The organism is Siphonobacter sp. SORGH_AS_1065, assembly GCF_030818595.1.
GTDB lineage: Bacteria > Bacteroidota > Bacteroidia > Cytophagales > Spirosomataceae > Siphonobacter.
On sequence record NZ_JAUTAM010000007.1, the window covers coordinates 114,025 to 135,619 of the forward strand.

15 protein-coding genes are annotated in these 21,595 nt (G+C 43.3%); 12 read left to right on the top strand and 3 right to left on the bottom strand.

Annotated elements, in window-relative coordinates; genetic code table 11:
* Nucleotides 1-6: 6 nt before the first annotated feature.
* The 6 genes from QE390_RS22185 to QE390_RS22210 all read left to right on the top strand — a co-directional run bounded on the left by QE390_RS22185 (nucleotide 7) and on the right by QE390_RS22210 (nucleotide 6,986).
* Nucleotides 7-681 carry a LytTR family DNA-binding domain-containing protein gene (locus QE390_RS22185; RefSeq protein WP_307143923.1) on the top strand — a complete coding sequence of 225 codons (675 nt, stop codon included), beginning with the start codon at nucleotides 7-9 and terminating at the stop codon, nucleotides 679-681.
* A 133-nt stretch (nucleotides 682-814) separates the two neighbouring features.
* Nucleotides 815-1,717 carry an SDR family oxidoreductase gene (locus tag QE390_RS22190; protein WP_307143924.1) on the top strand — a complete coding sequence of 301 codons (903 nt, stop codon included), beginning with the start codon at nucleotides 815-817 and terminating at the stop codon, nucleotides 1,715-1,717.
* Between the two features lie 120 nt (nucleotides 1,718-1,837).
* Nucleotides 1,838-3,169: an AAA family ATPase gene (locus tag QE390_RS22195; protein ID WP_307143925.1), complete on the top strand. Its 1,332-nt coding sequence runs from the start codon at nucleotides 1,838-1,840 to the stop codon at nucleotides 3,167-3,169.
* Between the two features lies 1 nt (nucleotide 3,170).
* The gene (locus QE390_RS22200; RefSeq protein WP_307143926.1) at nucleotides 3,171-4,202 is read left to right on the top strand and encodes a lipopolysaccharide assembly protein LapB; all 1,032 of its coding nucleotides are present in this window, start codon (nucleotides 3,171-3,173) and stop codon (nucleotides 4,200-4,202) included.
* A gap of 19 nt (nucleotides 4,203-4,221) precedes the next feature.
* On the top strand, nucleotides 4,222-5,523 hold the full coding sequence (locus QE390_RS22205) for a tetratricopeptide repeat protein (protein WP_307143927.1): 1,302 nt from the start codon (nucleotides 4,222-4,224) through the stop codon (nucleotides 5,521-5,523).
* Between the two features lie 209 nt (nucleotides 5,524-5,732).
* The gene (locus tag QE390_RS22210) at nucleotides 5,733-6,986 is read left to right on the top strand and encodes a tetratricopeptide repeat protein (RefSeq protein WP_307143928.1); all 1,254 of its coding nucleotides are present in this window, start codon (nucleotides 5,733-5,735) and stop codon (nucleotides 6,984-6,986) included.
* A gap of 15 nt (nucleotides 6,987-7,001) precedes the next feature.
* On the opposite strand, the gene QE390_RS22215 is transcribed toward QE390_RS22210, so the two are convergent.
* Entirely contained in the window at nucleotides 7,002-10,310 is a 3,309-nt protein-coding gene (locus QE390_RS22215) for a DEAD/DEAH box helicase (protein WP_307143929.1), read from the bottom strand.
* Between the two features lie 151 nt (nucleotides 10,311-10,461).
* Between QE390_RS22215 and QE390_RS22220 the strand changes: the two genes are divergently transcribed.
* Both QE390_RS22220 and QE390_RS22225 read left to right on the top strand, forming a co-directional pair.
* Nucleotides 10,462-11,049 (top strand): SGNH/GDSL hydrolase family protein, encoded by a 588-nt coding sequence (locus QE390_RS22220; RefSeq protein ID WP_307143930.1) that lies wholly within the window; start codon nucleotides 10,462-10,464, stop codon nucleotides 11,047-11,049.
* A 76-nt stretch (nucleotides 11,050-11,125) separates the two neighbouring features.
* Entirely contained in the window at nucleotides 11,126-11,854 is a 729-nt protein-coding gene (locus tag QE390_RS22225; RefSeq protein WP_307143931.1) for an esterase family protein, read from the top strand.
* A 593-nt stretch (nucleotides 11,855-12,447) separates the two neighbouring features.
* On the opposite strand, the gene QE390_RS22230 is transcribed toward QE390_RS22225, so the two are convergent.
* On the bottom strand, nucleotides 12,448-12,885 hold the full coding sequence (locus QE390_RS22230; RefSeq protein ID WP_307143932.1) for a hypothetical protein: 438 nt from the start codon (nucleotides 12,883-12,885) through the stop codon (nucleotides 12,448-12,450).
* Between the two features lie 379 nt (nucleotides 12,886-13,264).
* Between QE390_RS22230 and QE390_RS22235 the strand changes: the two genes are divergently transcribed.
* From QE390_RS22235 to QE390_RS22250, 4 genes are all read left to right on the top strand, one after another.
* The gene (locus tag QE390_RS22235) at nucleotides 13,265-14,506 is read left to right on the top strand and encodes a serine hydrolase (RefSeq protein WP_307143933.1); all 1,242 of its coding nucleotides are present in this window, start codon (nucleotides 13,265-13,267) and stop codon (nucleotides 14,504-14,506) included.
* A 918-nt stretch (nucleotides 14,507-15,424) separates the two neighbouring features.
* Nucleotides 15,425-16,216, top strand: coding sequence for a DUF2490 domain-containing protein (locus tag QE390_RS22240; RefSeq protein WP_307143934.1), 792 nt, complete (start codon nucleotides 15,425-15,427; stop codon nucleotides 16,214-16,216).
* An 81-nt stretch (nucleotides 16,217-16,297) separates the two neighbouring features.
* On the top strand, nucleotides 16,298-16,852 hold the full coding sequence (locus tag QE390_RS22245; RefSeq protein ID WP_307143935.1) for a hypothetical protein: 555 nt from the start codon (nucleotides 16,298-16,300) through the stop codon (nucleotides 16,850-16,852).
* An 883-nt stretch (nucleotides 16,853-17,735) separates the two neighbouring features.
* A complete protein-coding gene (locus QE390_RS22250; RefSeq protein WP_307143936.1) occupies nucleotides 17,736-19,337 on the top strand; it encodes a collagen-binding domain-containing protein in 1,602 nt (533 codons plus the stop codon).
* A 396-nt stretch (nucleotides 19,338-19,733) separates the two neighbouring features.
* On the opposite strand, the gene QE390_RS22255 is transcribed toward QE390_RS22250, so the two are convergent.
* A complete protein-coding gene (locus tag QE390_RS22255) occupies nucleotides 19,734-21,542 on the bottom strand; it encodes a cytochrome c peroxidase (protein ID WP_307143937.1) in 1,809 nt (602 codons plus the stop codon).
* Nucleotides 21,543-21,595: the final 53 nt, after the last annotated feature.

Here is a 21,595-nt window from a genome sequence, read left to right on the forward strand (position 1 = left end):
ACACCTATGTTAAGCTGTCTGGCTGTCGATGATGAGCCTATCGCATTGGAAATCATTCAAACCTTTGCCGATCGGGTTCCCTTTCTGGATTTGAAAGCGACGTTTACGAATCCCCGTAAGGCTCTGGAATTCCTGAAAACCCAACCCGTCGATCTGATTTTCCTGGATGTGAATATGCCGGTTATTAATGGCTTGGAAATGGCGGAAATTCTTCGTCGTCAGACCTCTGTTATTTTCACAACGGCTTATCCCGAACACGCACTGAAAGGGTATGAACTGGAGGTTTCAGATTATCTCTTGAAACCCATTGCATTTGACCGTTTTCTGCAAGCCAGTCAAAAAGTGCAGGAGGCTCGGCAGTCTCGCGTACCTGCAAAAGTGATGCCTTTGTTCATCAAAGATGGGTATGAATGGGTAAGTATTCAGCCTGAACAGGTGCATTACCTGGAATCAGCGGATAATTACGTAAAAATTCGCCAGTCTCAGCAAACGGTACTTGTTCGTAGTACCTTACCTGAACTGCTGGAAATGCTTCCACCGGGAAATTTCATTCGCGTACATCGTTCGTTTGTCGTTAATATGCAGCACGTTGAACGCATCGGACGGGCCGACATTCAGTTACCAGATCGACAGATTCCAATTGGTTCTTCGTATCGTTCTCAACTGGAAAAATGGCTGTAACGGCGTGACCCTTACGCTTGATGTAAGGTATTTTCTTCCTTTCTGATCGTTATTTTGGAGTTTCTGGTACGTGTCTTTTTGGGTGATAAGCAAGACCAACAGGTCTATGGTTTCACTTAAATTTCCAATCCACATGACTCTATTATCAGAAACACAGGCATTAACCCAGCAAGATCCCAAGGAAAAATATCCAACGCCTCCGTATGACAATACGGAGCAGAATGTTCCTGGACATCTATCCAAAATGTCACCCACACCCGACCACGGCGAAAACTCCTATGTGGGGCACGGAAAATTAGAGGGTAAAAAAGCGATTATTACGGGTGGTGATTCAGGTATTGGTCGGGCGGTTGCCATTGCCTTTGCCCGCGAAGGAGCCGATGTACTTATTTCATACCTGAATGAAGACGAAGATGCCGAAGAAACGGCCAAATATATTAAGGAAGCTGGACGAAAAGCCGTTTTAGTGTCCGGCGATATTAGTGAGGAGGCTCACTGCAAGGCTATTATTGAAAAAGCTGTTGCCGAATTTGGTCAAATTGATATTCTCGTCAACAACGCCGCTTTTCAGATGTCGCATGAATCCATTCAGGAAATCAGCAGCGAGGAATGGGATTATACTTTTAAGACGAACATTTATGCCATGTTTTACCTCTGCAAAGCTGCCGAGCCTCACATGAGACCCGGTAGTACGGTGGTTAATACTACCTCCGTAAATGCCTATTCGCCTTCACCAAACCTACTAGCGTACACGACCACGAAAGGAGCGATTCAAAATTTTACGAGTAACCTCGCTCAAACCTTTGCCAAGCAGGGCATCCGCGTGAATTGCGTGGCTCCGGGACCAGTCTGGACGCCTCTGATTCCGTCAACCATGCCGCCTGAAAAAGTGAAAACCTTTGGCGAAGATACGCCGATTGGTCGGGCAGCCCAGCCCGCAGAGTTGGCTTCGGCCTACGTGTTACTGGCTTCGGAAGATTCCAGTTACATGAACGGATCTACCATCCAGGTAACTGGCGGTCGTCCCACGATTTAACGATTCGAACCAAAACCTCCCAAGCTGTGTAATCAGCTTGGGAGGTTTTTTTATGCCATTTTCATTTCTGAATCTAGAATAGAACAATGGAAGAATTGAGCGGAAGACCTACCTTTGGGTATGAATCAGTCTCAGTTAGATGCCTTACGCGAAGCCCTTCAGTTTTCGCCTCAAAACCTTCCGCTTCGGCGAATGCTGGCCGATGCTTATTTTCAACTGGCTCGCTACGAAGAAGCCCTGGATGAATATAAATCCGCTTTACAACTCAGTGCCGACCCCGATCTGAAAATTAAACTGGCGGAGTGTTACCTGCAATTATCCAATTATCCAACGGCTCACGTCATCGCTGAGGAATTGCTGGAAACCAATCCGTCGCCCCAAATTCTCTTTTTATTAGCTCGTATTTCTCTAGCTTCTAATGATTTACAGTCGGCTAATAGTTATTACAAAAAAGCCACCGCTCAGGATCATACCTTAACCCAGGCCGAGTTTGAAAGTCAACTCAATCAGGCTATTCGAGAGTCCGGGCAGGCTCAGACGAGTGCTTTTCAGGAGGAAATTGATCGTATCGAAGCGGAAGGATCTGGTTTGGTGGAAAAACCCCGGGTAACCTTTGCCGAAGTAGGCGGATTGTCTGCGGTAAAGGAAGAGATTGCATTGAAAGTAATTCATCCAATTAACAATCCAGAAATTTATAAAGCCTTTGGTAAAAAGATTGGCGGTGGAATCCTGTTGTACGGCCCTCCGGGTTGCGGAAAAACCTTACTGGCTCGGGCGACGGCTGGGGAAATTAAAGCCAATTTTATTTCAGTGGGAATTAACGATGTGCTGGATATGTGGATGGGAAATTCTGAAAAGAACCTCCACGATCTGTTTCAGCAGGCCCGGATGAATACTCCCTGCGTGTTATTTTTTGACGAAGTAGACGCTCTCGGTGCCAGCCGGACGGATTTACGAAAAGCGGCAGGACGTACCCTGATTAACCAGTTTCTGGATGAACTGGATGGCGTGAAATATAGCAATGAAGGCATTTTGATTCTTGGGGCTACAAACACGCCTTGGTATCTGGATACGGCTTTCCGTCGTCCCGGGCGATTTGACCGGATTGTGTTTGTTACTCCGCCCGATGCCGAAGCCCGGATGGATATCCTCAAAATTCTGATGGAAGACAAACCCACGGAGGGCATTGATTATACCCATATTGCCAAACAATCCGATGGGTATTCGGGAGCAGATTTGCGGGCTTTGGTAGACATCGCCGTAGAACAAAAGTTACCTGAATCGCTACGGTTAGGGAAAGTATTACCCCTGACGACTTCCGATTTCAAGGAAGCCCTGAAAAAGCACCGCCCCACGACGAAGGAATGGTTTGCGACGGCGAAGAATTACGCCCTTTATTCGAACGAAAGTGGATTGTATGATGACATTTTGAAATATCTGAAGCTGAAGTAATATGCTGAAGGACGCTTCGGATGAAATTTCAAAGCAATTATACCGAGCTGAAATCCTGCTGGATAGAAAATTCTGGCGGGAGGCTTTGGTTATTTACCATCAGCTTGCTCAACAGGAAACACATCTTCCTGAAATTTTCGAAGGATCCATGAATGCCTATTTTATGGCAGACGAGTTCAGGAATGCCTGGAAAGTTTCATTACGGTGGGAACAGGAGTTCCCCCAGGACAGTCGTGTCTTCTTCCTAAGAAGCATCCTTCATACCAGAAAGGAAGAATACTGGAAAGCGAAAGATTGCGTAAAAAAAGCCATTGACCTGGAAGTGAATCAAGCGGAGTATTATGCTTTATACGCTGAATTACTCATCACAGAAAAAGCCTATAAAAGAAGCTGGGATGTGGCCCGGCAGGGCCTGGCTATGGACGCGGAAAATATTTCGTGTCTGAAAGCTCAGATTTCGGCGTTACGCTACCTGGAGTATGATTTTTCGGAAGAAGCCATTCAGTTGTTGGCCTTGTGTCCTGAAGATGCGGAGGTACATACCGTTTTGGGAACCTCTTATTTGTACAAAGGTCAAATTGACAAGGCACGTGAACACTACCAAAAATCACTTCAGATTAATCCTGAATCAAAAGAGGCTAGAGATGGGTTACTGGAATCCATCAAAGCCAGTAATCGGCTCTATGAGTTTTTAATGAACATAAGAGATGGAGAAGTAGAGGAGGAGGTAACGCAAGGAATAACTATGGCCTGGACAGTCATTTGCGGGGCGGTACTCATAGTTCTGATTTCCAAGTATATGCCTGAAAAATGGAAATGGCTGATGTTTCTCAGTAGAGTATTTTCCTTTATTCTTGCATTTCCTATGGCCTTTATTACGCTTTTTATCCTGAAGATATTTTTGAAGCCTCTATCTGATTCTTTTTTACTGATATCTCCTTATGGAAGATTGTGTCTGGAAACAGCGGAAAAAAGGAAAGCTTATCTGGCTTTGGTATTCTGTTTATTGCTCATTGGCTATTTTGTCATCTAAGACTAAAACCTAACCTCACTTGGAATCTTCTCAACTCAACAAAGCCCGACTTTTAATGAATCTCAACCGAGCATCGGAGGCGATTCAGGAGTTAAAGCAATGGCTTGTTTTATACCCCGAAGATATTGAAGCTTTGTCCTTACTGATTCAGGCCTATATCTCAACCGATCAGCACAAGGCGGCTCTCGAAACTGCGGAAGATATGCTGGGAATGATTCCCGATTATTCGCTGTCGCATTACTTCTATGGGGTTACCTTAATGCTGAATAAACGCTACAAGGAAGCCGAAGAATCCTTGTTGCAGGCCATTGAAATGGATCCCTGGGATGCCGACTATTTCAGCATGCTGGGGGCTTTGCATAACCTGCAAAAGAATTGGGAAAAGGGTTTGTTCTACGCAGATCAGGGTTTGGCCGTTGATCCCGAACACGTGCGTTGCCTGAATACCCGAACGGAAGCGTTAACCAAACTCGGCAGACTTGAAGAACTGCAAAGCACCATTGAAGATACCCTCGCTGCTGATCCGCATAACGCTTACACGCAGGCTAACGTGGGTTGGAGTAAACTGGAACGAGGTAATGTGCACGAAGCTCGTCAGCATTTTGCGGAGTCGTTACGGATTAACCCCACGTATGAATATGCTCAGGGAGGGATGAAGGAGGCGGTAAAGGCTAAAAACCCTATTTATCGGGCGTATCTGGGGTACTTGTTCTGGATGAACCGTCACCAGTCCAGTGTGCAGTGGACGATCATTATCGGATTTATGATTGGTCAAAACATGATTCGTCAGTATGCCGAGCGTTATCCGATTCTGAACGTAGCTTTAGTACTCATGATCCTGTTTATGTACTTAACCTGGGTAATGATGCCCATCGGGTACCTCATTTTGCAACTGGATTCCTACGGAAGGTTGGCTCTGGAGAAACGGCAGAAATGGGTGGGGATTATTACGGGTGTGGCTCTGTTAATAGGAACCCTAACACTTGGGGTTTATTACCTGATACCGTTTTTTATACCTGTAGATTCTTCGTCGCCAGCGGCGTATTACCTGGGGCAGTATTCCCATTATTACGAACTTTTGTTCATTCTTGGTTTGTATAGTTTGCTGGTAATCATCCCATTGTCCCGAGTCATTACTGATGCAGAAGAGTTACCTACCTGGTTTAAAGTAGTCAGTTGGGGCATTATTGGCTTAGGCACCCTGGCCGTTATTGCTGGATTCTTCTACATCGGATTGGGTTATATGTTCGGCACCTGGGCTTTGCTAGGGGTTGTGCTGTACGGTTGGGTTTATAACTTTGTTGCCTTTAGGAAGAAATGATGGAATTCTAACAGAATAAACCCCGCTGAGAACCAGTGGGGTTTATTCTGTTAGAATGTAGAGACGCGACTTTATCGCGTCTGGGTAGAGGCGGTTTTTGTTACTCCCGTCCCCTGGCTGGTGTCCTCACCAGCCCTTATTAAAAGCCTAATGGTTGGTGAAGACACCAACCTTGGTGGAATATCATACCAAACAAAAGTCTATCTACCTTGGATATAATCAAAGTTGAACTGGAAAGAGCTCAAAAATTAATAGACTTGCGTCGTATTAAAGACGCGATTCAGATTCTAAATCAAATTTTAGTAAAAGAGCCTGAAAATGAAGAGATTTTGCTTTGGTTGACGTATGCCTATATGCAAGATCATCAGTACCAGAACTCTCTGACTTTTTCTGAAAAGGTATTATCAGTTGCTCCAGCTTTTTCTACGGCCTATTATTATCGAGCTCTTTCTCTATATAATCTGAACCGGTACCAAGAAGCTTCCGTAGATCTTGGAGAGGCAATTCGATTAGAGCCCATGCAGGCTAGCTATTACGGATTACTCGGCACTATATATTATGAATCTAAAATTCTGGACAAGGCTCTAGACTTAGCGAGTCAAGGCCTGACGATTGACCCTGAAAATACATACTGCCTGAATCTTAAAGTTCAGGTTTTAACCAAACTGGGTCGGATAGAGCAGATGCGAAGTGGAATTAAAGAAAGTCTCTCTATTGATCCTCTTAATACTTATAGCCATACGGTAGCTGGCTGGAGTTTACTCGAACGGGGCAAACCTTCGGAAGCTCGTAAACATTTCGCAGAATCTCTTCGTGTTAATCCTGCTAACCAAAATGCTCAGAAAGGGATGAAAGAAGCCGTTAAGGCAAAAAATCCAATATATCGTGCCTATTTAAATTATACCTTTTGGTCAGAACGAGAAGAATTAGGTTTGCAGGGATTGATCGGAAGCATAGTTTCAGGATTATTGCCTGCTCTTAGAAAAGACCATGTGGAATGGTTGCTTCTCTTCGCCACTATTGGAGGGCTGATATTTATCATTTCCTATGTATTCTGGATCATTCGACCCTTGGGATATTTAATCTTAGAATCAGACAAGTGGGGGAAATTAGTGTTAGAGAAAAGGCAAAAATACATTGCCTACAGCATGGCCCTTATGTACAGCATTGGGCTGTTAGCCTTTATTTTGTATTACTATTTGCCTTCGTATGCCTGGCTTTTACTGGGTGCTTACAGCTTATTTATTATTATTCCCATTACTCATATTGTTGATCCTGAATATGTTAGTGGTATTTTTGAGGATCAATTAACTATGTTAATGATAGCCTTAAGCACCGCAGGCGTAATTACTGCTTTTAGTAATTTCTTTGTGGGATTGGGGATGGTAGTTGTTGCATTCGCGGTGATGATCGCTTATAAGTGGACATATCATATCGTACAGATTTGGAAGAAAAATAACTAAAACGAATATAAAAGCTTATTGAAATAGTTTCAGCAAATCATCTGTGTTCCAGCTTTCTACATCCTGAGCTTTGATCAACCCCTGAGCCAGAAAGGTTTTGTTTTGCTGCAATTGCAGGATTTTTTCTTCAATCGTATCAGGGCAAATCAGACGAACCGCCACGACGTTCTTTTTTTGACCAATGCGGTAACAACGGTCGATGGCCTGATTTTCTACCGCCGGATTCCACCACGGATCTACCAGATAGACATAATCGGCCCGCGTTAGATTCAGGCCCGTTCCACCTGCTTTCAAACTGATCAGAAAAACCCGAACATCTTCATTTTCCTGAAAACGATTTACCCGCTCCGCCCGGTTTCGGGTTTGCCCCGTCAGGTATTCGTAGCCAATGCCTCTCTGCTCAAGTTCGGTTCTGATTAACTCCAGCATGCTGACAAACTGCGAGAAAACCAGGATTTTATGATCAGGAGCCCGTTCTTCAATCTGTTCAATTAACGTATCAATTTTCGCCGAATGATTCCCGTAATACTCCTCGTCATTAACCAGTATCGGCGAGTCACAGATTTGCCGGAGTTTTGTTAAACCTTGCAACACCCGCAGTTTCCGACGGGGTAAATCGCCTTCTTTTTTAGTTAGCAGAAAATGCCGGAATTCTTGTTCGAAAGCCGTATATACCCGACGTTGCTCGGAACCCATTTCGCAGAAAATCACCATCTCCGTTTTATCGGGTAATTCACTAGCTACCTGAGCTTTGGTTCGACGAAGAACGAAAGGATTGATTTTTTCATGAAGCTCATCGGCCCGTTTCCGATCCTGGTAGCGATCAATGGGCATGGAGTAATGTTCCTTGAAATAGGTGTAACTCCCTAAAAGGCCCGGACAGGCAAAAGACAATTGGCCGTATAAATCGAAGGTATGGTTTTCGATGGGGGTGCCGGTTAATACCAGCTTGTTCCGCGACTGTAATAATCGGGCCGCTTTGTACCGTTGGGAATCCGGGTTTTTGATGGCCTGAGATTCATCCAGAATGAGGTAATTAAACGCAAAATTTTTCAGGTAATGCACATCTGATACCAGCGTTCCATAGGTGGTCAGAATGATATCATAAGTTAAAAAATCTTGCGTATTGGCAATTCGATCAGGGCCGTACAGAATCTTCAATCCCAAGGAAGGAGCAAAGCGGGCTACTTCATTTTGCCAGTTTGCTAATAAAGATGTCGGCACCACAATCAGGCTTGTCGAGTCTGGTCTCTGGTTTTTCTGAAGTAGCAAAAAGGTAATCACTTGAAGCGTTTTCCCCAAACCCATGTCATCCGCCAGGCAGCCACCGAATCCTAGTTCATCCAGAATCTGAAGCCAGTGTACCCCCTGTTTCTGGTAATCCCGCAGAGAGGCGTTGAGACTTGCCGGAATTTCTGGAGCGGGTCTACTCGAAAGGTTCGCAAATTTCGATTCATACAGCGAGATTTCCCGCATAACGTCTGAATCTAGTACTTCTTCCTCGTACATCGTCCGAATGTCAGCGTAATGAACTTTCGGTGTGTGCAGCGTTTCTTTTACTACTTCTCCAGACTGAAAATAGCGGGCAAACTTCTCCAGCCACTCTTGTGGTAATAAGCCCTGCGTTCCGTCATCCAGTTTAACGAAACGGTTTCGGTTTTTTACGGCCTGATGCAAGTGCTTCAGGCTTACCCGTTGTTTCCCAAAATAAACACCAATAGACGTTTCAAACCAACTAATACCGCTGGTGACATGTACGCTAATTTTAGCTTTATTCGGATTTAACCGATTGTTTTTGAGGGTATTAAAACCTAAAACGGTGATCCCTTGTTGCTGCCAGTATTCCCATGCGTCGAGTATCCAAAGTTCGTCTAAAAAATCGCCCTTAGTTAGCTGATAGTAAGGCTCTTCCGGGTGCTGCATGAAGTTCGGATGCTGAGACAGAATGAGACTGGTGAAAGCTATTTCAGCTTCTTCGTCGCGTTCCAGGGTAAACGGATTGCCGAGTGGATCAAGCCCGTAAATTTGTCGCTGCGAAAGAATCGGCACTTCGAGCGAGCCGTATTTGAGCACTGGCATTAGGGAAATGTATTGATCGGAATCCGTCAGGTAAATCAGTCGCTGAGGCGGTTCGTCAAAACCACTCTCTTCCCGTTGCCGGGGAGTGGCAGGTTTGAGGTAGGAATACTTGACTTTAACCCGATTTTCAAGACTGATTAACAGATTATTACGAAAATCTTCAAACCTGGATTGATGAATTACTAAGGCATGATTTTTCTGCTTGAAAACCGTGATAATCCGTAAATACTGGACGTGATCAATTAGTAATAAACTGCCCTGAAACTCCAGAAAATATTCGTAACGAAGTCTCAGATGCTCCAACGAAAAGGATTGATGGTTAATATCCAGCGTGGCTTTGATCTGATACATCACGTCCTGTTTATGAACGGATAAGGTCAAATCCAGCGGCAATTTTTTCAACTGAATAGGAAAAAGCGAGGGAGCATTAATGTTCTCTGAAATCCGGGGATCGTGATAATATACTTCAAGGTTTAAATCCAGCAAAAATTTAAGACTGTCAATGTCCGCGGCTTCGCGTTTGAGCCGATGTGGATTCTGGAATTTCGCCAGACTGGTATACGCTTTCAGTTCGGCTTCCTTCATGGAGGCCTCAATGACATCCAGCGGGTTGATGACCGAAATGGGATTTTTGAGCTTACCCTGTTTAGTAACCGCGGCTTCATGCAAAGTAATGACGAACCGATCCTGAAAACGGGGCTTTGAAAAGACTACGATTCGCCGGGTAATCGTCTCATTACTAAAAGATTCGTCAGGAAATAAAATCGCTCGTAATTCATCCGTTGACTGAGGAGTTACTGGAAATAACTCAGCCATAAGGGGTTTAATGACGTATGTCCGGGCAGTGTATTCCAGCTCAAAATAATCCTCCAGATTTTCTTCATTTTCGAGTCCGTATCCCTCGGCTACTCTTCGCATTTCGTTCTGACGTAGCGTTGAGTCAAAGAAAATAAGTAGCTCCTTACGACTTTTAATGGCCATTAACACCTGTACTTCATGGTCACAGAGGCCGCCCGCCGAACGGTTACAGCTACACGAAACCTGCACCGAATCTTCGGTCTGACTAACCCGTACGCTGGGAAATGGATTCGCCCGGGACGTCTTATTGAAAACACCTTCATTTACCTTCAGCGTTTGTGGCAAAATATCCACCAGATCCGAATGGTTAAAATCCAGACTGTAACGGATCAACTGACTTTCGGATAACGCTGGAATAGTGGTATGAATCAGAACAAAATCGTGCATGAAACTCTAGCTGTATTCCTGCGAAAATAGTTTCCTACAGGCAGTAATTAGCAATACTCAGATAATCTTTTAGATTCTGGCGGTAAAAGCAAAAGATTCCTTCCGCTTTCGACTCAGGATCGTTAATTTGCTTGCTTTAATGGTTTTTTGAATGAATTGGTACGAAGACGAAGTACGGCAACTTCAGCAAAGAGTTGCGAATGCCCCCCTGCAAAGCACAGTATTCTACGGAAGCTCCTCCATCCGTTTATGGTCCACGTTAGCTCAGGATTTTCCTGGTACGCCAACGGTTAATATTGGTTTCGGCGGCTCGACCTTAGCTGCGTGTTCCTGGTTTTTTGATGATTTGCTTTTACCCCGCAAACCCAAATCAGTAGTTTTTTATGCGGGTGATAATGACCTCGGAGATCAGCGAAATCCTGAAGAAGTATACCTGTTTTTCTGCACCGTGGTTGAGAAGATGCAGCATCGGCTTCCCGGTATCCCTTTATACTTCATCTCCATTAAACCAAGTCTGGCCCGCTGGGACCTGATTGACCGAATCCGTTATACCAACTCGCTTATCGCTCAAAAAATAAGCGAGACGCCTGATTTTACATATGTCGATACCCACTCGGCGATGCTGGGAACGGATAATCGTCCAAGAAAGGAGTTATTTGAATCGGATGGCCTGCATTTAAGTCCGGCAGGTTACCGATTATGGACAGAAATACTGAAGAAGCAGAAAGGAATTTTTTAACGATTTCTTGATCTTCCGAAGCGTAAAAACTACTTAAAAAGTATAGACCTTCGGAACTTTAACTACCATAATGGGAATGTCGGGTACTGCTCACGCCTGGTTTAGTACGGCTCTGCAAAAGCAGATGGAAATGAAAGTCTATGGACACGCCGGGGCCCGGGTTCTGGTGTTTCCTACTCGACGCGGACGTTTTTATGAATACGAAAGACTAGGCTTGGTTGAGGCTATTCAGGATAAAATTGACCAGGGGTGGCTCCAGTTATTTTGCGTGGATTCCATTGATGCGGAGAGCCTGTACAGTCAGAGTATTCCTCCTTCGGAACGAATCAAGCGGCACATTCAGTATGAGCATTACATTCTCGACGAAGTCCTTCCCTACAGTGAAACACTGAATCCTGATTCATTTCTGATCGTTCATGGCTGTAGTTTTGGGGCTTTTCATGCGGTTAATATTGCTTTACGGCACCCGCAACGGTTTCGAAAGGTCGTTGCTTTTAGTGGACGTTATGATCTTTCCGCACCGGTATCCGAATTCCGCGGATTGTTCGACGAATATTACGACGATACCATTTATTACCATACGCCTAATCACTTCCTGCCCAACCTCCACGACGTGCATTTACTGGAAGAATTACAAAAGTTGCATTTCGTGTTAACGATTGGCAATACCGATCCGTTTCTTAGCAGTAGCTTGCAATTACGTGCGGCTTTAGATCAGAAAAACATTTCCAATGAATTCTATATCTGGGAAGGTCGGGCTCACGAAGCGGACTCCTGGCAAAAAATGGTTCAAATCTATCTCTAAATAATGTCAACTAAAATAAATAGCTAGTAAGATAAGATAATTGATTATTGGTAATAGTTTATTCACAGTAAACGTACATGCATTGGTATACGTCCATAGCCTAACTTAAATAAAAGTGGTAGAAAATAATTAATTATTAGTGAAGTTTCCGGTGTATTAAAAATCTAACATCTATTCCTAAGCTTCCGGTTTTAAGCGATACTAAATAATACAATGGAATCAAGAATGATTAGTAAACAATTAATGACTGTTTGCCTATATTTCAAGCTTTTTATTATCATAAGTTAGTGGTTTTTAAAGAGGAGGTATTGCCATCGTTTAATAAAAATGTTTTGTTTATAAGATTATTTTAAACAAAACCATTTAACCGCCATTTTATACATTTCATCGAAAAAATAGTACCATTCATCGAAGACGATGGTTTGGGCGTATATCGGAAGTTTATATTTGAATCACTAAGTCAGTCAGATTAGTGGCGGCTTTGACGACTGATAGATGTAAAAAATTTGACCTGCTTGTGACGACAAGCAGGTCTTTTTATTTTCATACCTATTATAAGTTAATTGAATCGTTTAAACACCTTTTTCGGCGATTTATAAATTTAGGTAATACTTGTCAGAGCCCTTTAAATACCCTTTCAATTCATCGGCCAAAGCTTCAAAAATAGGCCAGTAAGGGGAGCTGGGTAAGTACGAAATAGCGGCATATCCCATGCTTTGATTGAGAGGGTGTTCCCATTGAAGAAACAAGCCATCTTTGCGAATTTGTATGCGTACTTTATGTTTTTTGGATAAGGCCTCATCTTCTAAAACTCCCACCACTAATTTATGAGTAGATGGATTGGTCTCTAATTGATAACCCTGACCAATCAAGTAAACCTGGGAGATGTGATAAAGATCGTCTTCAGGAAAATTAGACGTTAATTCAATCGTGTTCGCTCTAAGAAACACCACAGAATCCCTCTGAGCAGTTTGAGAGATACCCCATAGCGGATACCCCAGTAGGCCAAGTACTAAGAAGATAAGTTTCATACGTTCGGTGAATTGTAAACACGAGGAACAGGATACACAAGCAGGTATTATCTACTGGCTCTAAGGTACCATTTTATTAAGTAATACTCTGATAATCAATGATATTTTTTCTAGTGAATAGATATATTATTCAATGATGCAAGGAATGCCTAAACTACAATCACCACATAATTCAAATTGATACTGGGTAAGATACTGATAATTAGATAGTTGCGTATATTTCAAGCATTAATTAATGCAATTTCACAGACTTAAATAAGAATAGAAGTGATTGAACGGATTTCCCTAAACGTTAAACTCTTCTAAATTGAAGTTAATTATGGATTTGCTACGGTTGATCTAGTAATTTTGACTGAACTGTCTTCTCGTGCCCATCCTTATGATGTCTATTCGTCGATCATCAACAGCGATTACTTTTCTTCTCTTGAGTGTTTCCACAAGCATAGCTCAAAAAAAGAAGGCTGCCGCTCCAACTCCGTACTTTCCCACTGCTCAAAACTGGGAGCAGAAAAGCCCGCAGGACCTGGGTTTGAATGCCACTCAAATTGCATCAGCAATCAACTATGCGAAGGGTAATGAAAGTAAAAACCCCCGAAGCATGGAAATGTCGCACTACCAGAGTTTCGGGAAAGAACCTTACGGCTTTGCTATTGGCCCTTTTGCCGAACGTGGGGAACCTACGGGGTTAATCATCTACAAAGGGTATGTCGTAGCTAGTTGGGGTGAACCCATGCGATGCGACATGACGCACAGTGTGACAAAAAGCTTTTTGTCTACTGTCGTTGGACTGGCCGTAGATCAGGGATTGATTCGGAATGTGAACGATACCGTGGCTCCGTATGTGCCGCCCATCGAAGTGTTCGCACAACCACTCATGCGTGCGGCTGATCAATTGGGCGAGCCTGAATTACTGCAACCTTTCGCTACACCTCATAACCGCACCATTACCTGGGATCATCTGCTGCGGCAAACGAGCGATTGGGAAGGCACGTTGTGGGGAAAACCAGAATGGGCTGACCGTCCCAGTGCGAATGCATCAGAGTGGCGAACACGCCCCCGAAATAAACCAGGTAGCACGTATGAGTACAATGATGTGCGGGTAAACGCCTTGGCTCTGGCCACGACCAGTGTTTGGCGGAAGCCTTTGCCCGAAGTGCTGAAAACGCACATTATGGACCCCATTGGAGCTTCTAATACCTGGCGATGGACGGGCTACCGCAATGCCTGGATTGTGCTCGACGGGCAGCCCGTTCAGTCGGTAAGTGGTGGCGGCCACTGGGGTGGGGGCATGTTTATTAATGCGTATGACATGGGCCGTTTTGGTTTGTTAACCATGCACAAAGGTAATTGGAATGGCAAGCAACTATTGTCCGAAAAATGGGTAAGTCAGGCACGCACGCCAACTCTTGCTCAGCCAACGTATGGATACATGAACTGGTTTTTGAATACGGATAAGAAGTATTTAGCCAGTGCTCCCGAAACGGCTTTTACTCACGTGGGTAACGGAACAAATATAATTTATGTAGATCCTGATCACGAACTGGTCATGGTAGTTCGCTGGATTGAAACAAAGGCAATAGATGGCCTGGTGAAGACCGTTTTAGAAGCCTTACCTAAATAGATTTAGAGAATTTCATTCGTAACCCGGAAGTTTTTGACTTCCAGGTTTTCTTGTTTCTGAACGCACCGCATTATTCCTATGGATCAATTGGGGGGACTTACAAGAAGTTTTATAACATTAATTTCTCAGTAAGACGGAAAGAAGATCTGGGAGAAGATGGCGTTTTCACGTCCGAACACGGGAAGCCTTTTACTTGTGGCCTGGAAGGAGAGGGGAGTATCGTCCCGATTGAATAGTTAACCTCCATCAAGCATACGGAAATTCTACATAAGCAAGCTCTGATACTCCGTTGCTAGAGCTGATTAAAGTATTCGATATGAGCTGTGGGATTATCTTATATCTACTCATGACCATTGCTCGTCTGCATCAGTAACATTTAGCGTCACATACGCATTTCTCGGGCGTCCGCGACACAGTCGCGGATTACTACTGTTACCATCTTCTTACCGCTGTCATCCAGAGCGAAGCGAAGGATTGCGAAGTTATGGGGTCATAGAGTGGCTCCCCACTCTCGCAGTCGCTCGGTGAGAGCCGAGCGACTACTTGGCTATAGGCCTCTGGCCGAGAGGATGTAAACCAGTGGATCATCACTAGAAAATGCTTTCTCAAATAACACATCTCTCGCAGTCGCTCGGCTCTAGCCGAGTGACTGCTTGGCTGTAGGCCTCTGGCCGGTAGGATGTAAATCAGTAAATAATCACCAGAGTCAAGTAGTGGTAGGGAGCCGTAATCATTTCCATTCGTAGTAGGTTTTGAAATTGTAGTGTTAGACAGCTTATAAGTGGGGACTACGCATTAGTTTGTATTAATTTACTTTTATAGAAATTATAACGTTTAAGTAACGTTTTTATAATTTATTAAAAAATCAGTGCTAATGTGGCAAACGTTTTTTATCTATCTATACTCACTTCTACTAACATGAAATCTATCTTATCTCTACTTCTTCTTTTTTCAATACCCTTCATTACCCGGGCTCAATCCGAACGTATCGTTGATCGTAACTCGATCGGTTGGTTTACTTATAATGGCAATCATCAAGTAAGCAAAAAATGGGCTATTCATACCGAATACCAATGGCGGCGAACGCAATTTATTCGTTCCTGGCAGCAATCGCTGGCTCGCATAGGAGCTGTTTATTCATTGCATGAGCTAGTAAAAGTATCCGGTGGTTATACCAATCTGACTACTTATCCTTATGGCGAGCATCCCATAGCCGGGCAAATGGTACCCAATCGGGAACACCGTTTGTACGAAGACATTCAATGGTCGCAAACCCTTGCCCGTTTCAATCTGGAACAACGAATCCGAGTAGAACAGCGTTGGATGGGCGAATCTACCGTCAAAGGAGTTCACCATCTTGATACCTGGGATTACGCCAACCGGATTCGCTATCAACTCGAAATTCAGTATCCCTTACAAGGCTCAAGTATCGATGATCGGGAATTTTATCTGACTGCTTTTGACGAGCTTTTTATTAATCTGGGCAAAGATGATAATGTCTACAATCAGAATCGAATTCTGGGGGGTGTCGGTTATCAATTTAACGATGATTTGAAACTGGAGCTGGGGTATCTGCATCAAATCACGCGTCAGGCTGATCTTGACCCTGCCAGCAACCGACCTATTTATGAGATTAATCAGGGCTTTCGGTTAAATCTGATCTATGGAATTGATTTTACTAGAAAAGAAATGCCCCAACCAGGCCGATAATGGCCCCACTTTACCATCCAAAACCTTCACTGGTATGATTATATAAGCATACATATATTATCAACTAAGCCATCCATAACTATGAATGCAGTAAATCCAACTCACCCTTCTGATGCTGTTGTAACGGGGGTGTTCGCTAATACGAAAGACGCTGAAAATGCTTATAACGCATTGATCAATCACGGGTTTTCATCCAAAGACATTTCTGTATTAATGTCAGACGAAACGCGTGAACGTTTCAAAGATCAGGAAAATACGTCCGAATTGGGTAACAAAGCTCTTGAAAAAGCTGGCGTTGGTTCAGCCATCGGCGGAGCTGCCGGAGCCATTGTTGGAGCGATAGCAGCTCTGGGGACAGTCGTTGTATTACCTGGCTTAGGTCTGGTGGTAGCAGGTCCGCTTCTGGCGGCCTTGACCGGAGCAGGAGCCGGTGGACTGACTGGTGGCATTATTGGTGCTCTGGTAGGATCTGGAATTCCCCAGGAGCGAGCGGAGTATTATGAAAACAGTCTGAAGGAAGGAGGAATTGTGTTAGGAGTTACGCCTAGAAGCGATGCTGAATATGAAGTTATTGCTCAGGAGTTGCAGCGTTCAGGCGGGCAAGAAATCCATAGCCGATCGTCTATTGACTTATAATTAATAGAAGAAAAAGAGAACTAGCTGGCCTGAGTTAGTTCTCTTTTTCATTTTTATTAAAGTAGAGATATAATTCTAATGATACACTATTGAATCTATTACTACTCATTGGTAGAATTTCATCATAAACTGTTAAAAATAGCTTATGAAATTTGCTACATATTTATTGCCTTAACATCAATAGCTGACTCGAATAGCTTAACTAGTTAGTAAGTTATTGTAACTTTGATTTATTTAATCATTGATAATGAGTGTATTATAAAATAAAATTTCTAATAAACTCAAGGATACAACGCATGAATGAGTTTATTAACTTAATATATCAATCCCGATACATACCTATAGCAAACAGACCTTTGATCATTACATCACTAGTCTAATTTTCATAAAGTGACAAAATTTAATTTGCTACAATACCAATATGTACCTAATTTTGGGGAGTTCTTAAAAGCGGCATACTGCCATATGTTTCTAGTGGTTAAGAACGATGAGATTATAGTATCCGCCAATAACTAAGATCAGAAGACTTGTATTCTGCGTTGATTCCCGCTCAGAATCTTCTTTTATGAGTCTTTATGAGTAAATCATAGCTCCGCCAGGCAACCGCCACTACTCATAACTACTGATCGTTACTCATCCCGTTTGCTGTTCATTTGAAAATCCAACCCGGAAGTAGAATTTATTTAATTGATTTTTGTGTACGTATATACATAATCGTCAATACGTCAATCATGTAACGCAAGCATATAATGCTATCTAACCCAGACTTTTATAAAGTTCTGGTAAGTCGCGTATTGATCTATTTTCAGCTCTGACCAATCAACAGAGCCTGGGTCTCTTATGCTTATATCTAACAACCAGGATCATCCGTCAACTAATCAACATGAAAAAAACTATTACCTTCTCCATTGGATTTCTTTTATCAGGTATTGCTTTAATGGCTCAAAATCCGCTTACACCCGCAAAAGGATTTAATGTCATGGTTAAGAATAATTTGACCATTAGTAGTAATGAAACCGATGGGCCAATGGCCGTTGGTGGAAACCTTACTATAAAGGGTAACTATCAGGTAAATATTCATTCCGTAGGTACTTACACGGGTGTGGAAGGAAAACTTATAGGCTTGTACGTGGGTGGTAAAGTAGACTATAACGCTGGAAATACTGTAAAAGTGGACAACAGTCGTTACGTTAAAATTGGTGACTTAAGCACCTCTACCGTAAACAATGGTAATCAGGGAACAGAGACTACCAGAATCGTTAAAAAAACATTGGTAACGGATATTAATACCATTCGTAACCAGAATCCACGCATTGAATTATCTACCACTCAACCCGTTGAAAGTGTTCAGATCCAGAAGAGTGAAAAGCTGGATATGGAATCCATTTTTAGTCAGCTTCAGGATAACTCTACCCTGATTGCCAACTGTCAATCCTCTGTAGATCTGTATGATACAGACAAAGCATCAAATGCGAATAAGGGAAAAATTACTGCTAATGAAATCCCTAGTTCAGGACGTGTAGAAGTAAAATTAACGCGGGATAAAGTCAATTTTCTAGATTTAACTGGCGAACAACTAAATAAGATTAGTACGCTGGTTTTTAAAGATAATATTCAGCCTAATAGTACTACTCCTTTTGTTATTAACATTACCGAAGGAACAACCATTAACTGGAATTCCATTGATATTTCCGGCATTGGAGATCAGCAGGGGCAATACATTTTATTTAATTTCCCCAATACCACAACACTTACGTTGAAATCTCGCAATAATACAATCAGGGGTACGATTCTCGCTCCAAACGCTGATTTCGAAAAAACCATTTCAAGTAACATCGACGGTCAGGTAGTGGCCTTGAGTTATAATCAATCGGGTGGAGAAAATCACTATCAGGTATTTAGTGCGGACGTAAGCGGATGTCAGACGAATAATAAAAGCCTTCCAGTAGAGTTAGCTACTTTCAAAGCTCAGGCTACGGATCAGCAGCAAACGAAATTAACCTGGTCTACAGCCCAGGAATCGAACAGCTCCTATTTTGCCATTGAACGAAGTCAGGACGGTAAGTCTTTTGAAACCATCAAGACTGTAGCTGCCCAAGGGAAGTCTACAGCAACGAAAAATTACTCATTCCTGGATACTAACCCCAGTTTTGGCGTAAACTATTATCGGCTGAAACAAATGGATACTGACGGCACCATTCATAACCTGCGGATGGTTTCAATAATTATCGATTCTCCTGAAAATCGTTTACACGCGGTATACCCCAACCCTAATCACGGCGAAAGCTTCGCCATTCGCGTGCAGGATGCTGATACTCAAGTAAAAATGATAAGTACCCAAGGCATTGAAATTTCCGTTTCCACCCATCAGATCGAAAGTAGAACTCTTCAAGTAACTCCTTCCCATCGATTACAGACTGGAACGTATTTGCTTCGCATCCAGGACCATTCGGGTGTTTATACGAAAAAAGTAATGATTTTATAGGGGATAGTTGCAACTAATCTCATTTTCGTAAGAATAAGACAGAGCCGGTCTCTGTCTTATTTTTTTCATCTACGCCATTCTCGCGAAGTAACTTTTCAAGCCTTTTCAACAACTATTATATATTTTTATCCATTTCTGAGTATAATAAACTCTTCATGAAGGGTTGTATAACATTTTATAAACGTGCGTTTGTAAAATGTTATACAACCTTAGATAAGTTAAATCAACTACTCAACTAGCTTATTATGAAGGATCCAATTCGGCAAAACCAGTAACTAGCCAATTAAAAACCAGAAAATAGGTTCTTAAAATATCTAAGTCGGCCAGATAAATCAGAAGAGCGTATGAACATTAGCCATTCATACGCTCTTCTGATTAAGTTACCACTCCTATAAATTACTGAATAGCAGATACATCTGTTAATGCTTTCATAAAGTTAACCAGATCTGCTTTTTCTTCGATTGTTAAGTGAAGCGGATCAGCGGCTAGGGTTTGATTGGGTACTATCAAGCCTAATCCCTGCCCACCACCGCGATCATAAAACTCGACGACTTCTTCGAGGGTTTTATAAACACCATTGTGCATGTAAGGGGCTGTTAACTCGACGTTCCGCACGGTAGGTGTTTTGAAGGCATGTCGATGCAGATCTGCTTTGGTTAAGTTGTATTTTCCCAAGTCCGAATCCAGGCTAAGGTTTTTCCAACCAGCCTGTGCCGGTACGCCCAACACTTCACTTTCTGCTTTTTCATAGAAAGGCGGTACCGTTCCATTCATCAGAGGCAGAAAATGGCAGGTCGCACATTTGGCCTTCCCCGCAAAGAGATTAAACCCTCTTTTCTCACTGGCATTCAGGGCTTTATAGTTACCCCGAACGTACTGATCAAAGCGACTATTCAGGGACAGCAGCGTTCGCTCGTAAGCGGCAATGGCGTTACGAATCGTTTGAGGACTAATGGCTTCTGTCGGATAAGCCTTTTGAAAAGCTTTCTTATAGGCTGCATGATGCTGAAGCTCATCCACGGCCTTCTCTAAAGAGCCATGCATTTCGTCAATATTGGCAATCACATCCTGAGCCTGATCTTCCAGATAAACCACGCGTGAGTCGCTAAAAAGACGAGCTTGCAAGGCAGCATTTAATAAACTCGGCGTATTGCGTTGAATCGTCCCGCCCGACAATGAAGCACTCCGCGTTATACCATCGGTAAAGGCCTTGTCCGGCTGGTGACACGAAGCACAACTGCGTTGATGATTACCGGAAAGAATCGGATCATAAAACAGACGTTTACCCAGTTCCACTTTTTGCGGAGTGGTTCCCTGGCTGGCAACGGATAGGTAATGTTCGGGGTTAAAAGCAGCCGAATCATGCATCGTCATAGCCGAAGCCGACAAGGCTCTCGATTCTCCAAAGGGTTCTATATGAAGGGCTAACTGGGCTTCATATAACTTTTTACTCAAGGGATTCAGGTGTTCAGTCAGGTAGTCCAGACGATTGAACGCTTCAAACGACCCCTGTAAAGGCTGATGGCATAATTCAAATTGCCGCTGTAATTGTTGAGCCAAAACCGGGTCTTCTTCCTGTAACTCTTCTCTATATACGTTAATGTTATCTTCTATAGCCCTAAGAGCTGCTCTGGCTTCGGGTAAAGAATGCAAAGCGGCGGGAGAATCAAAGCCGGAAATGCCGAGTGTAAAAATGCGGAAAAGCTCCAGCCGGGCCGCATCGAAAATATGCTGATCGGTTAGCTGGTTCGAACCATCCATAAAGGTCAGGCGGGTCAGATTCGCCTTTAATACCTTCAGATGTTGCAATAAAGCAGCATTCTGGGTGGTGTCTACGTGCGGAAACAGGTATTCTTCAATGACCTGGAAACCCTCGGGCGGAATGACCACTTGATCAGCCTCTTCAAATTCGTCCAGTGGCGGGCCGTTCAGGTTTTTTGCCGTTTCCGGAAAATAATAATCCGTCAGCCACTCCACCCGTTTGTAGGCGAGGCGGGCTTGGCAGAAGTGGCTCTGAATCTCAGCGGGCTTTGCTTTGTTTTCAACGCTTTTTAGTAATAAACTAACCGATGAATCCAGTTGAATAATATCTTTTCGAAATTGTTCCTGAACGAGTGCCGCACGACTCCGCCCAGGCTGGCATCCCCACCAGATTACCCCCGCCAGAATTCCTAAACTCAAACAAAAAATCAAGCTTTTTTTCATGAATAAAAAGCAGAAATTCCTGCCAGTTACCCGGCAGGAATTAGGTGTTACTT

Coding starts and splice junctions, on each gene's coding strand:
- QE390_RS22185 (WP_307143923.1), top strand. CDS start 7: ATGTTAAGCTGTCTGGCTGTCGATGATGAGCCTATCGCATTGGAAATC.
- QE390_RS22190 (WP_307143924.1), top strand. CDS start 815: ATGACTCTATTATCAGAAACACAGGCATTAACCCAGCAAGATCCCAAG.
- QE390_RS22195 (WP_307143925.1), top strand. CDS start 1,838: ATGAATCAGTCTCAGTTAGATGCCTTACGCGAAGCCCTTCAGTTTTCG.
- QE390_RS22200 (WP_307143926.1), top strand. CDS start 3,171: ATGCTGAAGGACGCTTCGGATGAAATTTCAAAGCAATTATACCGAGCT.
- QE390_RS22215 (WP_307143929.1), bottom strand. CDS start 10,310: ATGCACGATTTTGTTCTGATTCATACCACTATTCCAGCGTTATCCGAA.
- QE390_RS22220 (WP_307143930.1), top strand. CDS start 10,462: ATGAATTGGTACGAAGACGAAGTACGGCAACTTCAGCAAAGAGTTGCG.
- QE390_RS22225 (WP_307143931.1), top strand. CDS start 11,126: ATGTCGGGTACTGCTCACGCCTGGTTTAGTACGGCTCTGCAAAAGCAG.
- QE390_RS22230 (WP_307143932.1), bottom strand. CDS start 12,885: ATGAAACTTATCTTCTTAGTACTTGGCCTACTGGGGTATCCGCTATGG.
- QE390_RS22235 (WP_307143933.1), top strand. CDS start 13,265: ATGATGTCTATTCGTCGATCATCAACAGCGATTACTTTTCTTCTCTTG.
- QE390_RS22240 (WP_307143934.1), top strand. CDS start 15,425: ATGAAATCTATCTTATCTCTACTTCTTCTTTTTTCAATACCCTTCATT.
- QE390_RS22245 (WP_307143935.1), top strand. CDS start 16,298: ATGAATGCAGTAAATCCAACTCACCCTTCTGATGCTGTTGTAACGGGG.
- QE390_RS22250 (WP_307143936.1), top strand. CDS start 17,736: ATGAAAAAAACTATTACCTTCTCCATTGGATTTCTTTTATCAGGTATT.
- QE390_RS22255 (WP_307143937.1), bottom strand. CDS start 21,542: ATGAAAAAAAGCTTGATTTTTTGTTTGAGTTTAGGAATTCTGGCGGGG.